The 13,778-nt window shown below is 64.0% G+C and carries 15 protein-coding genes; 7 read left to right on the top strand and 8 right to left on the bottom strand.

Annotated elements, in window-relative coordinates:
* Window positions 1-26: 26 nt before the first annotated feature.
* Both BDO18943_RS27265 and BDO18943_RS27260 read right to left on the bottom strand, forming a co-directional pair.
* Entirely contained in the window at window positions 27-446 is a 420-nt protein-coding gene (locus BDO18943_RS27265) for a type 1 periplasmic-binding domain-containing protein (protein WP_175024794.1), read from the bottom strand.
* A gap of 125 nt (window positions 447-571) precedes the next feature.
* A complete protein-coding gene (locus BDO18943_RS27260) occupies window positions 572-1,372 on the bottom strand; it encodes an AraC family transcriptional regulator (RefSeq protein WP_175024793.1) in 801 nt (266 codons plus the stop codon).
* 180 nt (window positions 1,373-1,552) lie between these two features.
* On the opposite strand from BDO18943_RS27260, the gene BDO18943_RS27255 reads away from it, so the two are divergent.
* The 5 genes from BDO18943_RS27255 to BDO18943_RS27235 all read left to right on the top strand — a co-directional run bounded on the left by BDO18943_RS27255 (window position 1,553) and on the right by BDO18943_RS27235 (window position 6,614).
* Window positions 1,553-2,179, top strand: a complete 627-nt coding sequence (locus tag BDO18943_RS27255; protein ID WP_175024792.1) for a LysE family translocator — start codon at window positions 1,553-1,555, stop codon at window positions 2,177-2,179.
* A 173-nt stretch (window positions 2,180-2,352) separates the two neighbouring features.
* Window positions 2,353-3,342, top strand: a complete 990-nt coding sequence (locus tag BDO18943_RS27250; protein WP_175024791.1) for an AraC family transcriptional regulator — start codon at window positions 2,353-2,355, stop codon at window positions 3,340-3,342.
* Window positions 3,343-3,714: 372 nt separating this feature from the next.
* Window positions 3,715-4,467 (top strand): alpha/beta fold hydrolase, encoded by a 753-nt coding sequence (locus BDO18943_RS27245; protein WP_186248553.1) that lies wholly within the window; start codon window positions 3,715-3,717, stop codon window positions 4,465-4,467.
* A gap of 23 nt (window positions 4,468-4,490) precedes the next feature.
* Entirely contained in the window at window positions 4,491-4,916 is a 426-nt protein-coding gene (locus BDO18943_RS27240; RefSeq protein ID WP_175024790.1) for a nuclear transport factor 2 family protein, read from the top strand.
* Between the two features lie 513 nt (window positions 4,917-5,429).
* Window positions 5,430-6,614 carry an OmpP1/FadL family transporter gene (locus tag BDO18943_RS27235; RefSeq protein WP_175024789.1) on the top strand — a complete coding sequence of 395 codons (1,185 nt, stop codon included), beginning with the start codon at window positions 5,430-5,432 and terminating at the stop codon, window positions 6,612-6,614.
* 217 nt (window positions 6,615-6,831) lie between these two features.
* Here the strand turns inward: BDO18943_RS27235 and BDO18943_RS27230 are convergent, their stop codons facing one another.
* From BDO18943_RS27230 to BDO18943_RS27210, 5 genes are all read right to left on the bottom strand, one after another.
* Window positions 6,832-7,374 (bottom strand): MarR family winged helix-turn-helix transcriptional regulator, encoded by a 543-nt coding sequence (locus BDO18943_RS27230; protein WP_175024788.1) that lies wholly within the window; start codon window positions 7,372-7,374, stop codon window positions 6,832-6,834.
* Window positions 7,375-7,693: 319 nt separating this feature from the next.
* On the bottom strand, window positions 7,694-8,383 hold the full coding sequence (locus BDO18943_RS27225; RefSeq protein ID WP_175024787.1) for a DUF2848 domain-containing protein: 690 nt from the start codon (window positions 8,381-8,383) through the stop codon (window positions 7,694-7,696).
* A 72-nt stretch (window positions 8,384-8,455) separates the two neighbouring features.
* A complete protein-coding gene (locus BDO18943_RS27220) occupies window positions 8,456-8,842 on the bottom strand; it encodes a cupin (protein ID WP_089453518.1) in 387 nt (128 codons plus the stop codon).
* 48 nt (window positions 8,843-8,890) lie between these two features.
* A complete protein-coding gene (locus BDO18943_RS27215; protein WP_175024786.1) occupies window positions 8,891-10,369 on the bottom strand; it encodes a 4-hydroxyphenylacetate 3-hydroxylase family protein in 1,479 nt (492 codons plus the stop codon).
* 36 nt (window positions 10,370-10,405) lie between these two features.
* Window positions 10,406-10,954, bottom strand: coding sequence for a flavin reductase family protein (locus BDO18943_RS27210; RefSeq protein WP_205187747.1), 549 nt, complete (start codon window positions 10,952-10,954; stop codon window positions 10,406-10,408).
* Window positions 10,955-11,209: 255 nt separating this feature from the next.
* On the opposite strand from BDO18943_RS27210, the gene BDO18943_RS27205 reads away from it, so the two are divergent.
* Window positions 11,210-12,421: an IscS subfamily cysteine desulfurase gene (locus tag BDO18943_RS27205; RefSeq protein ID WP_175024785.1), complete on the top strand. Its 1,212-nt coding sequence runs from the start codon at window positions 11,210-11,212 to the stop codon at window positions 12,419-12,421.
* Between the two features lie 58 nt (window positions 12,422-12,479).
* On the opposite strand, the gene BDO18943_RS27200 is transcribed toward BDO18943_RS27205, so the two are convergent.
* Complete coding sequence (locus BDO18943_RS27200; RefSeq protein WP_043178107.1) at window positions 12,480-13,022, bottom strand: MarR family winged helix-turn-helix transcriptional regulator; 543 nt, start codon at window positions 13,020-13,022, stop codon at window positions 12,480-12,482.
* A gap of 128 nt (window positions 13,023-13,150) precedes the next feature.
* Between BDO18943_RS27200 and BDO18943_RS27195 the strand changes: the two genes are divergently transcribed.
* Entirely contained in the window at window positions 13,151-13,741 is a 591-nt protein-coding gene (locus BDO18943_RS27195; protein ID WP_175024784.1) for a nuclear transport factor 2 family protein, read from the top strand.
* The last annotated feature ends 37 nt before the right edge of the window (window positions 13,742-13,778 follow it).

Raw genomic sequence — 13,778 nt, 5'->3', positions numbered from 1 at the left:
GCCGCGCCGCCGGCGCGGCGGACGGTTCAGCCGTTCGCCGCCACGGCGCCGCGCGCCGGTTCGTCGAGCAGCCGCTGCGCCAGCGCGAGTGCATCGTCGCGGTTTTCGGTCGCCTTCAGCGGATAACCCCACACCTTCTCGAACGCGCCCGAGAAGGCGTTGAGCGCCACGCGCCGCGATGCGTCCGGCTCGATCGCAATCATCGCGGGGATCCATTCGCACGACTGCGCGCGGTTGGCCTTGCTCCACTTCGCGAGCTGCTTGCGCAACTCGTGATCGTCCGTGCCGCGATCGTCGCCGGACGGCGCATCGTCAGTCAGAAGAACGAACGGTTTCCGACGCGCCAGCAGCGCGTCGAGTTCGGCGATCAGACGGGCGGGATCGGTGTGCGTCGAACCGGTGTAACGCAACCAGACAAACGGGAATTCAGTTGTGACGATCTGCATGTCGGCCCCCATATGAGAACGATTCTCATTTTATGGATCGAGGCCCATCGCGTCATTTATCGTCCCGGCCAACCGCTTGCTCAATCCGGCCAATCGCGCACGGATGGCCGCGCGGACGTCAACGTTCAGCGTTGCCGGTCGGTCAGGAATTGCGTCGGCGACTTGCCGGTCGCCTTGCGGAACATCGTCACGAAGCTGCTCGCGCTCTCGTAGCCGAGGTCGATCGCGATCTGGTGTACACGGCGGCCGGTCGTCAGCATCCGCAGCGACAGCGCGACGTGCAGCCGCCGGCGCCAGTCGCCGAGGCTCATCCCGAGCTCCTTCGCCGCGAGCCGCGTCAGGCTGCGCTCGCTGATGCCCGCGCGCCGCGCGAGTTCGGGCAGCGGCGACTTGTCGGCCGGGTCGTCGAGCAGATGGTCGATCAGCTTGCGCAGCCGGCGATCGGCCGGCATCGGCAGATACAGATCCTCGACCGGCGCCGCGACGAGTTCGTCGAGCAGCGTGGCCATCAACCGCCCCTGCGGCCCGTCGACGTCGTACAGGTTCGGAAAGCTCGCCGCCTTCAGCAGCAGTTCGCGCAGCAGCGGCGACACCGACGGCGTGCAGCACCGCGCGGGCAGGTCGAGTGCGGCGTCCGGTTCGACCAGCACCGAGTAGAACGTCGCGCCGGCCGAGCCGCGCGCCGCATGCGGGACGCGGCCCGGAATCCACACCGTGCATTGCGGCGGCGCGCTCCACACGCCGCCGTCGATCTCACAATAGATGACGCCGCTGAGCGTGTAGAGCAGTTGCGCCTGTGGATGGCTGTGCCGCTCCAGCCGCCATTCGGGCTCGACGACCGAGCCGCCGAACACGACGAGCGTGCGCGGCACGTGGAAGACGTCGTCATCCGCTGCGGGATCGGTGGTCGATGGAAGCTTGCGCATGAAACGGTGGACGATGGAGGAAGCCGGACGCGCTGCCCGCGCGCTCTTTCGTGCTTATACCAGAAAGGCGCCGGCGCGGCCCTGCCACTGGGCCGCTGCCCGTGCCGCGTCTGCAACCGCACGCCGAAGCGAATACAATGCCCCGATCCCCCGCCGCTGCGCCCACCTCCCGGAGCCGCCATGTTCGACCTGACCACGCTGACCACCTTCACGGCCGTCGTCCTGGGCCTGTTCCTGATCCCCGGCCCCGCCGTGCTGCTGGTGCTGAGCCGCACCGTGCAGGGCGGCCGCAAGACCGGCATCCTGACCGGCCTCGGCGTCGCGAGCGGCGACTTCGTGCATACGTTGTTCGCGGCCGTCGGCCTGTCGGCGCTGCTGATGACGTCGGCACTCGCGTTCAACGTCGTGAAGGTGGTCGGCGCCGCCTACCTGATCTATCTCGGCGTGCGCGCGCTGCTGGAGAAACCATCCGATCCGTCGCTGCCGAGCGTGGCGCCCGTCACGCCGCTCAAGGCGTACCTGCAGGCGATTCCCGCCGAAGTGCTGAATCCCAAGACCGCGCTGTTCTTCCTCGCGTTCATGCCGCAGTTCGTGCATCCGGAACGCGGCTCGACGTTCGTGCAGTTCGCGGTGCTCGGGCTGATCTTCGTCGTGCTCAGTTCGCTCTACACGACGCTGATCGCGTGCTCGATCCGCCCGCTCGGCCGCCTCGTGAAGCGGCTCACGTGGCTCACGCGCCGGCAGGGGAAGATCATCGGCTCGATCTTCATCGCGCTCGGGCTGCGCGTGGCCGTGCAGCAGCGCTGACGCACGCGGCCGCATGACGTCTGCCGCGGCGCCTGCCGGCGAAGCCCTCTACACCGACCTGCGCCGCCAATCACCGAGAAACATCAGGCCTGGATCAGCGCCAACGGCCGCAAAACAGCGAACGCCAGAACGCATGAGCGATCGGTCAGGACCACCGACGATGGAGCGAGTCGATGAGCACGTCCATATCGAGAATTGCCGATAATCTCTTCCAGGCCGAGCACCTCATGCTCGCCAGTGAAGACCCGGACGCTGTCGTACGCGGCTGTGCCGAAGCGCTTCGCCCGCACCAGCTCGTTCTGAGGCGTCGGCAGGGACGGATTGCCGCGCGTCTTCATCACCTGCCAATGGGGCCGTTATCGCTCAGCCGGTTACTTTACGGTGGCGATGTCACGATCGTACCGGCCATGCCGGAAGAAGACACATTCATCGTTTCGATCCCGCTGGGCGGGAAAGCCAGCTTCTCTTATGGTTCGTCGATGGCCCCCTTATCCAGGGGGTGCGGCACGATCGTCGGACCGTACCACGACTTCAAGCTTGATATCGGCGCGCGTTTTGACCAGCTCATGCTGCGTCTGGATCGACGGCGAGTCGAGTCGGTCTGCGCGAGCATGCTGGGGAAGACCACCTTCGAGCCCGTGCATTTCAACCTTTCATTAGTCGAGCTGCCCACGCCCTGGCTGACGCTCATTGAAACCGCCGTGGGCCTGACCGCACTCGACAACGCGCACGCTCACCCGCGCCTTTTCGTTCAGATCGAAGAGCTGTTGATCGAAACACTCCTTCTGGCACAACCCCACAATTTCAGCGCGTCGATCAACGCGAATCAACAGCGGGCGCCTGCTGCACAGATCCGGCGAGCCATGACATACATGCTCGAGCGCCTTGGCGAGCCCGTCAGACTCAGCGAAGTCGCCCGCGCATGCAACGTCAGCCTGCGCAGCATGCAACTGGGCTTCCAGCGAGATCTTGGCGTGACGCCCGCCCAGTGGCTGCGTACCCGGCGCCTCGAACGTGCGTACGAATCGCTTGCTTTTGCCGCACCGGGCGGCACGTCCGTGACGGATGTCGCGCTCCAGTGCGGCTTCACCCATCTTGGCGAGTTCTCGACGAGTTTCAAGCGTCGCTACGGAAAAAAGCCCTCCGAAGTCCTGAACAAATAGGCGAGACCGGGCACCCGCTCCTGCCCCCCTCCTTCTGAACGCAGCTGCGCCCCGCGTCGCGCGCCACCCATTCGGCCTGACGCCACGTCCTCACCTGCGCCTGCCCTGTGCCGCTCCCGGCTCAACGGGGCGATGCGTCCGGTCGCCTCCATCACGTTGCTGCGAATTGCGCGATTCCGATAGCAAGTCTTCGCGTTTCCGATAGTTCACGGATTTCCGGCCACCTACCCTGTCTTCAGAAATTGCGCACCTGGCTGTTTCGGCCAACCACCGCTGAAACGGCACCGCAATTCTCCTGAATCGTGGTGCGCTGAGGCAATCACATGCTTCGGCGCCGTCACGAGCGAATTCAACGTGATGGGGACAAAGGCAATGAAATTCGATATCGAGACACTGGGCGACCACGGCGACCGGGTCGTGATGGTTCACGGCAGCCTGAACGACGGGCGAGCGGCCTTTTCGGAACAGCGTTCGCTGGCCGAGCGGGTCAGGCTGGTCATCGTGAATCGACGCGGATACGGCAACAATCCGCCGATCACCTGCGTCGATCCCGAAGCGGACGCGCTGGATATCGTCGAACTGCTGGAAGACGGCGCGCATGTGGTTGGCACATCGATGGGCGGCGTCATTTCAGCGCGTGCCGCGGCACTCGCGCCGGATCGTGTTCGTTCACTCACACTCATCGAACCACCGGCATTCCCCAACGCGGCGGGCCATCCGGTCGTGGCCGAAGCATCGCTGGCGATGCAAAGGCACTGGGCCAGCTCGTCGACTGCAAACGCCGCCACCTTCCTCGACGGATTTGCCGCCGCGCTGCAGATGCCGTTGCAACTGCCCTCGCCGCTTCCGCCGGGGCTTGCTGCGGCAACGGCCAACCTGAAGACCGAGACACCGTGGGCAACCTACATTCCGCTCGCGCAGCTCAAGCGCGCCCGGTTCCCGAAGTTGATCGTCTCGGGGCAGTGCAGCCCGGTGTTCGAAGCGATCTGCGACACGCTGGCTGCAGCGCTGAGTGCACAACGAGCAGTCTTCCCCGGCTCGACGCACGCAGTACAGCGGATCGGCAAACCTTTCAACGATGTGCTCGAACAGTTCTGGCAAAGCGCTGCTCGTGCACCCGCCTGAAGCCACCCCCAAGGAGAATCAACATGACGTTATCGGCAGAAACCAAACTTGAAGTCCAGGAAGCCGTCGCGCGCGCTTATCAGGCGCTCGACGGTCACAATGCGCGCGCATGGGCCGAGTGCTTCACCCAGGACGGCCAGTTCGAAGCGATCTATGGCGCGTTCCACGGGCGCGCGGAAATCGAAGCATTCATTCAGAGCCATATCGACAAGGGAGCCGAGAACGGCGCGATGCATACCGTGACCAACTTCGTTGTGGAAGGCAGCAACGATGCGCCAGTGATTCATGGATACGTCGTGAAGTTCGGCATGGATCGGCGCCCCGTCGAGATCCTCGGTTGCGCAAAGCTGATCGGCCGGATGACACGGCGAGCCGGACGGTGGATGTTCGAGCACCTGACGTTGGCCATCACGCTTACGGCGCCTTCGCCCGCGATGCCGACCGAGTAGGCCGTCGCGAATTCTGGATGGGTTGCTCCACGCACGCCGCCGCATGGTGTCGGACGCGCTGGAGCAACAACGCGCCTCTGCTGGCATTCGCTCGCGTCGGGACACGACGGCTCAAGCCTCCCGGCAACGACGTTGGCCTGCTTTCGATATCGTCAGGCAGAAGCAGTGCGCTCGATCGCACACGGGCGACACGCGAAACCGGGCCAGGTCTCTGAGCGTGGCGACGCGCTCGCGATCCGGGTCAATCGTCTTCTCGATACACCGCGTCTTGGCTTCCTGCCATGACTGAAACCGACATTCGCGTAGACGTCGTCACCACGGGTGGAAATCGATAGGTATCGCTTCATCGTAGCAAGGACCTCCGTTGCAGATCAATCGTTCAGGAAATCCACTTCATCATCATGATTAGGATTACGTATTCATATTTACGAACATATTAAGCCCATATCGACATAGCAAGTCGCAATGCTATTGCGAACCGAATAAAAGCAACAACAGGACAAGTGAGACAGGATGGAACAGCGTAAAGTCATTTCGCTGGCCGTGGCACTATCGGCCGGCGTGGCGAATGTATGTGTCGCCAGCACCGGAATTTATACGACCGGCTATGGCACCCGTGAGCAAGGGATGGGCGGCGTCGGCATCGCGACCGGAGAGTCGGCGCTGGCACCGGCAGAGAACCCTGCCGGCATCGCGTTTTCCGGTGATCGGGTGGAGATTGGCGGCGGTTTGTTCGCGATCCACGGCGGCGCACAAGTCAACGGAGCGACATACGACACGAGAACGGGCATCGTGCCGATGCCCGAATTCGGCTATGTCAAGTCGCTGTCTCCGTCGCTCGTGTTCGGGGTGGCATCCTGGGCATCGGGTGCATTGATGAGTTACCGAACACCCTACGGCGGCATCCCGGGAAATTCGAACACGTTTGCGCAAGGCGTCTTCGTGCACGTCGCGCCCACCGTCGCGTATCGCTTCGGCACGGAACGGAACCACTCGATTGCATTGTCCGTGGTCGGCGCACTGTCGACCATCGACGTCGAAGGTGTCGAGGTGCAGACCGGGCTACCGAACCAGGGTCGCAACTGGACGCCGGGCTACGGCTTCAAGATCGGGTGGATGAGCCAGATCACGTCTCAACTGTCGGTGGGTGCGTTCTACGCATCGAAGATCCGCTACACGCCCTGGCACAAATACCGCGCGATCTTCCCTGACGGGGGCCGGTTCGCCGAACCGGAACAATACGGCATCGGCATCGCCTTCCGTCCGACGCCGAAGTGGCTGATCGGGTTCGACTGGATTCGCTTCAACTACGGCAGCACGCGTGTGCTCGGCAATCCGGTCACCTTCTCCGCGCCGCTCGGTGCAGAGAACGGTCCGGGGTTCGGCCTGACCAATATCAACGCTTACCGCATCGGCGTTCAATACGACGTGACTGACAAGCTCACGTTGCGGGGCGGCTTCGAGATCACGAACCAGCTCGTGACACCGGCGAATACGGCATTTACGTTCCTCGTTCCCATCACGCTCAATCGCACCTACACGGCTGGTGCGACGTATCGGATGAACAAGCAGTCGGAGCTGTCATTCGCGTATGCCATCTCGCCGCGTGTGCAGGTGAATGGAACCGGTCTGAGTGCGGGGACCAACCCGTTTTTGCAAAACAATTACGTTGCGCTCACGTACACAAGGAAATTTTGACGGCGGACGATTCTGCAAAAAGGAATGCACGAACAATGCACGGCGAGCGAGCCGTTGCATTGTTCATCGCGTGTGCGATGTGACCGGTGGAATCCGTGCGTGCGAACCAATCGACCAAGGACATTGCAGCGGACACGGGGGATGCCACGCGCATCCGATCCTGCCAGCTGCGGCAGCGCGACCCGACGGCGCTTCGCCATCGGCCTGAATGCGCTGGTCAGATCGTTCCCAAGTCCGCCAGATACTGGTTCAGATTGAGCGTTGCCCGATCGCCATTGATCACGAGGCGGTCGACCAGCGAGCAAAGCACCTTGAATTCGGCCGATGTGACGCCCTCGAACAGTACGTTATTGATGTCCTGTTGCCGGCACGCCAGCCCCCGAAGCAGCCGTGAACCGGCGGACGTGATCGTCAACAGCGTTCGCCGCCTGTCCTCCGGACGGCGCTGTTTTTCGACCAGCCCGTATTTCTTGAGCTTGTCGGTCTCGGCCGTGACGTACCCGACACTGAGGTGCAACTGGTCCGCCAGACGATCTACCGTCACCGCACCATCCGACGAGAAATGGGCAATCGAGATCAGCAACGAGTACTGGATGCCTGTCAGCCCGATCAATGAACCGAAACCGTCGCGCACCGATTGCAACCGCACCGCGAACGGCAACAGCCCGTTGACCAGGCACCGAAACGCCGCATCCGTCCCGTCAACCAGACACGCTCCGGTGGTGATGGACAGAATGCGCTCGTCGTTCAAGTTCGCCATGGCAGCCGCTCCTTGATGGCACATCATTTAGCTTTGTTGAATAGATATATATCAAATCTTTTTTGATGACCAGTGCCATTTTTGGAGACTGCCAAGCCAAGCGACGTCTTCCGTCGTGCCCGCAGATCGCCCCATTCAAGCAAAGAGACGCCAACCGCTTGCGCGATCCTGTCGCACCGACGAGAGGCCCGGCGGCAGGGCCACTGCGAACGGAACCGGTGCCACGATTCGTTGTGGCTACCGGATCGCGCAAGCACGGTGCCCCGCGCAAAGGTCATCGCGAGCTGCCGCGCGTGACGGTGTTTTCGTCGAGAACGCGTCAGCCCGCGACAGGCAGCGCATCCACCGCATACGCGTGCCGGATCGTGCGGCCCAGCACCGGATCCTCCAGCTCGACCTCGAACCGCTCGGCCGGCCGAATACCGCCGATCGCCGCAAGCGTGCCGCACAGCATCGCGGTGCCGTCGACGAAACGGCCGTCGTGACGTGCAAACTGCGCGAGCAGGTCGTCCGGTGCGCGCATCGCGGTCACCTTGCCTTCCTGGTACAGCACGCGTTCGCCGTCGATCGTCGCGTACGCGCGCAGCACGAGCTGATCCCAGTGCCCGGCCACGTCGTCGAACTTCCACAGCGTGTTCGCGCACGGCTTGCCGCACATCTGCTTCGACACCGTGATCCCGTACGTCTCGACTTCACGATCGGTGTGGTCGGACGCGATGCCGACGAAAGTCTCGCCGCCGTCGCGCACCAGCACGAACTCGGCTTCGCCGCTGCTCTGCCCGCCCGATACCTGGATCGCGAGCGCCGGATCGAGACGATCGGCCGCGACGCGGTAGAACACCGGCGTCGTCGCCGGGCGCTTGACGCCGAGTTCCTCCAGCTCGCGGATGTGCTTCTCCATAGCGACCGTGTCGCGGCCCGTCCAGCCCGCGATCACGAGCGTGTCGATCGCGATCGCGCGCTCGGTGCGGCCGTCGCGACCGTCGATCGCGAACGTGATGGTTTTCATCGAATGCTCCTCGTGGCGGGCAGCGCACGCGGGATGCGCCGCCGCCCGCCGTATGTCATGGATCGGCCGCGCTTACGCCGGGTCGTAGTAGTGGATCTCGAGCAGCACGCAGCCGCCATTCGACTTGAACGGGCCATGCCATGCGCCGGGCGGACGCACCGCGTACGTATAGCCGTTGAACGGCGTGCCGCCGTTGCCGTGCTCGTCGTTGCCGACGGTCAGGTCGCCCTCGACGAGAAACACCTCTTCCCAGTAGTCGTGGACGAACGGCTTCTTCGTGTGCAGCCCGGCCGGCAGGCGCAGCAGGCGCGTGCGGCTGCCGCGCTTGCGCTCGGTGTCGAGCGCGCCGGACAGGATCAGTTCCTGCGCGCCGGACGCCGGGTCATAGCCTTCCGGCAGCCGCCAGTCGCGCTGCATGTCCAGCGTATGGAATTCGTCGTGAAGCTTGTTGATGGCCATCTGTCTCTCCTGTTGCGATAGCGGGTAAGTCGGGCGCGATGCGACGCATCAGGCGGCGCGCGGCGTCGACAGTTCCTGGTTCAGCGAATAGCTGCCGAGCATCGAATCGACCAGATGCGACGCGCGCTGCCAGTCGTACGTGCGATACGCGTGCCCTTTCGTGACGAACGACGCGCCGGCATAGAACAGTTCGTACTGGTTGTGGCGCGACGCGAATTCGGAGCCGACCGCGTCCCACGCGAGCTTGAAGAACTTCACGCGCTCCTCGGACGAGCACACCGGCGACTTCTGCGTCTTCTCGATGATGCGCAGCAGGTCGGGGTTCTCGAAGTCGCGCACGCTCGACGGCAGCATGATCATTCCGCCGCCGGCGAGCTCGCGAAGCGTGTTGAGCACCTTCGAATAGAGCTGCTGCGTGACGACCTGCGAGCCGTACAGCATGTTGCGGTCGGGCACGTAGAAGCCGTTGACGACGGTGCCCTTCGCTTCCATCCCGTAGACCCACGCCTCGACCATCGACGCTTCGGCCGCGAGCTGGCCCAGCGTTTCGCGCACCTGCGGGAACGCATTCGTGCCGTTGACCTCGGAGATCTTCAGGCCGAGCCCGACGAGGAAGCGCAGCTTCGTCATCAGCCGTACCTGGCACTGGTAGTTCTGGTACACGTGCGCGGGCGTCGCGTGGAACTGTTTCGCGCACATCGCCGTGTTGCCGGCGACGAAGATCCGTTCCCACGGCACCTTCACGTCGTCGAAATACAGCACCGCGTCGTTTTCGTCGAAGCGGCTCGACAGCGGGTTGTCGAACACCGACGTCGCGTTTTCCTCGTACGACTTGCGCGACAGGATCTTCATGCCCTTCGCGTTCATCGGCACCGCGAACGACAGCGCGTACATCTCGTCCCCTTCGCGCAACGGCTGGATGCAGCTGCAGAACACTTCGTTCGCCATGATCCCGCTCGTCGCGAGCATCTTCGCGCCGCGCACCGTGATGCCTTCGGCATCCTGATCGACGATGCCGACCGCGAGGTACTTGTCCTCCTGCTCGTGCGCGGCCTTCGACTGGTTCGCCTGCGGATTCACGATCACGTAAGTCAGGAACAGGTCGTTGTCGCGTGCATAACGGTAGTAGTCGCGCAGTGCGCCCGCGCGGGCCGGGTCGTATTGCTCGAACACGTCGGCGCCCATATACATACCCGACAGACACGACGCGACGTGGTCAGGCGAGCGGCCCATGAAGCCGTAATGCAGCTCCGACCACGCCTCCATCGCGGCACGGCGTTCGACGAGTTCGTCGTAGGACGTCGGCAGTTGCCAGATCCGGCTGACGCGGTTGCCCGTGTCGGGTGACACGAACGTCATCTTCTCGACGTTCTCGTCGCGCGCCTGGTAGTCGTACAAGCTTGCGTAGCTGCGGATCGAATTGCGGAATGCCGCGTGTGCGGTCACGTCGCCAACCGGCTGGCCGTTCAGGTAGACCTGCCGTCCGTCGCGCAGCGACGCGATGTGCTGAGTTCCGTTCTTGATCATGATGTCCTCCAGGGTGGAATGAAGCGTGGGTTGCATTCAGGCAGACGGCGCGTGCATGCCGTCGAGCGTGCGGTAGCGGCCGCCGAAGAAGATCAGCGGGCGCCCTTCCGAGCGCGCGCAATGCCGCGTCACGCGGCCGACGAAGATCACGTGATCGCCGCCGTCGTACTGCGCATAGGGTTCGCATTCGAATGTCGCGAGCGCGTCGGGCAGCAGCACCGCGCCGTCGTCATCGGCCGCGTCGGCCCGCCAGCCCCACTTGTCGCCGTTCGCTTTCGCGAAGCTGTTCGACAGGTGCTGCTGCGTCTCGTCGAGCACGTTGACCGCATAGCCGCCTGCACCGGCCAGGTCGCCGAGGCTCAGGCTGCGACGGTCGACCGAGAACAGGATCAGCGGCGGATCCAGCGACACCGAATTGAACGACGCGACCGTGATGCCGATCGGCACCCCCTCTTTGCGCGGGGCGGTAATCACCGCGACGCCCGTCGCGAACATCGACAGCGCAGTGCGAAAGCGCCGCTGCGCGTCGGCACCCGCACCGGTTCCGGCATGGTTCTCGCTCATCTCGTCCTCCTTGGGTTGCATCACCGGATTCCGCTGCGGAATCCAGCCCAACAAAGCACCGTCATTTAGCTTTGTTATTTAGCTTTTATTAAATGTAAACACAAAGGCGGGTTCAAGTTGTCGTAAACCCTGACCTTGAAAGCTTTGTTTAAAAGACAACCCTACTGGCGTGATGGATGTTGCGCGGCGCCCGCGAATGTCCACGTACACTGCGGCTACCCTGTGCCGCGGGGCTTTCATGCCCCGCGGGAGACACCGCTTTCCGGAGCCGCTTCGATGCAATCCCGTCCGATCTACATGGACTACAGCGCGACGACGCCCGTCGATCCGCGCGTGGTCGACAAAATGGTGCCGTTCCTGCACGAGCAGTTCGGCAATCCGGCTTCACGCAGCCACAGCTACGGCTGGGACGCCGAACAGGCCGTCGAGGAAGCGCGCGCGCACGTCGCGGCACTGCTCGGCGCCGATCCGCGCGAAATCGTGTGGACCTCCGGCGCGACCGAAGGCAACAACCTCGCGATCAAGGGCGCCGCGCACTTCTACCAGGGCAAGGGCAAGCACCTCGTCACGGTGAAGACCGAGCACAAGGCCGTGCTCGATACGTGCCGCGAACTCGAACGCCAGGGCTTCGACGTCACGTATCTCGACGTCCGGGAAGACGGCCTGCTCGATCTCGATACGGTGCAGCAGGCGCTGCGCGCCGACACGATCCTGGTGTCGGTGATGCTCGCGAACAATGAAACGGGCGTGATCCAGCCCGTCGCCGAAATCGGCGCGCTGTGCCGCGCGCGCGGCATCGTGTTCCACTGCGATGCCGTGCAGGCGGCCGGCAAGATTCCGGTCGACGTGAATGCGTTGAACGTCGACCTGCTGACGGTGACCGCGCACAAGGTCTACGGCCCGAAGGGGATCGGCGCGCTGTACGTGCGCCGCAAGCCGCGCGTGCGGATCGAAGCGCAGATGCACGGCGGCGGCCATGAGCGCGGGATGCGCTCGGGCACGCTGCCGACGCACCAGATCGTCGGGATGGGCGAGGCGTTCCGGCTCGCGAAGAAGGAGATGGTGGAAGAAAGCCGCCGCGTCGGCGCATTGCGCGACCGGTTGCTGGCGGGCCTGTCGACGCTCGACGAGGTTTACGTGAACGGCGATCTCGCTCGCCGGATTCCGCACAACCTGAACGTCAGCTTCAATTTCGTCGAAGGCGAATCGCTGATCATGGGAATCAAGGGTGTCGCGGTATCGTCAGGCTCCGCGTGCACGTCGGCCTCGCTGGAACCGTCGTACGTGCTGCGCGCGCTGGGCCGCAGCGACGAGCTCGCGCACAGCTCGATCCGCTTCACGCTCGGCCGCTTCACGACCGAAGCCGAAGTGGACAGCGTGATCGCGCAGGTGCGCGACACGGTCGGCAAGCTGCGTGCGCTGAGCCCGCTGTGGGACATGCATCTCGAAGGGGTCGACCTCAATACGATCGAGTGGGCCGCGCACTGAGCATGGCCGATGCGTCAGGCCGGCCGGCGATCGCGGGCGGGCCTGCGGCTCGTGCGCGTCAGCCTTTTTCCTGGCGCGCGATCAGGTGTGCGAGATCGAGCGTTGCGCGATCGCCGTTGGTGACGAGGCGGTCGATCACCGAGCAGAGTGCCTTGAATTCGGTCTTCGTCACACCTTCGAACAGCACGTTGTTGATGCGCTGCTGCGTGTCGGCGAGGGCCTTCAGCAGCTTCGAGCCGGCCGGCGTGACCGTGAGCCGCATCTTGCGCTTGTCGTCGGGATCCGAACGTTTGTCGATCAGGCCGAGCTTCTTCAGCTTGCCGGTCTCGATCGTGACGAAGGCGCCGCTCAGGTGCAGGTGATCGGCGAGGCGGTTGACGGTCACGACGTCGTCGTGCGACAGATGCGCGACCGAGACGAGCAGCGAATACTGGATGCCGGTGAGGCCCATCAGCGAGCCGAAGCCGTCGCGCACCGACAGCAGGCGGGCCGCGAACGGCAGCAGCCCGTTGATCAGATGGCGAAATTCCGTGTCCGTGCCGTCGATCAGGCAGGCCGGGTTGGTAATGGTCAGAACGGACTCCTCTTGCTGCTTGGCCATGACTTCGACGCTCCGTACGGTCATGCGAATTTAGCTTTGAAACGAAATTATACGGCAAAGGCACATCCGCCCCCGGCCAAGGCCGGCCGGCGCATGCGGCCCGATTTCCCGATACAGGAGGCTCGTCCATGCCCTTCCCGCTTCATCCCGCAACGGTTCGCGCGCTGCTCGAATGCTATCTGCGCGCAAAGGACCTGAACCGGTCCGCGCTGATCGCCGACTGCTTCGCGGCCGATGCCGAGCTGAGCTTTTCGCTCGCGAACGACGATATCGATTTTCCGCCGCGCGTGACCGGCGCGGCCGCGATTGCACGCACGCTGGTGGAGGAATTCGGCGAGCGGTTCGAGCGCTGCCGGACGTATTACGTTTGCACGGAACCCGAAGTCGACTCACACGGCGTCTGCGGGATGTCGTGGCTCGTCGTGATGCGGCAGAAGGACAACGGCGCGTTGCGGATCGGGCATGGCACCTACCGCTGGCAGTTCGCGGGCAACGGCGAAAGCGAACATGCCACGCGGATTGCGGCGCTGCATATTCATATCGCACGAATGGATACGATCGACGATCCGCAGTCGGCGAAACTCGAGGCGCTGCACGCGGCGTTCGGGTATCCGTGGCTGCCGGCGCACGCGTTCGCGCGCGGGCTCGCGGATGTCGCAGCGGCGCAACCGGAATGGGCATTCCTGGCGCCGTTCCGGCAGGCAGCCGCGGCCGGTTGAAGGACGGCCGGGCGAGCAACCGCATCACGGCGCGGCC

Origin of the sequence: Burkholderia aenigmatica (assembly GCF_902499175.1) — a bacterium.
Taxonomy (GTDB): Bacteria; Pseudomonadota; Gammaproteobacteria; order Burkholderiales; family Burkholderiaceae; genus Burkholderia; species Burkholderia aenigmatica.
This window is presented reverse-complemented; position numbering and strand designations above follow the sequence as displayed.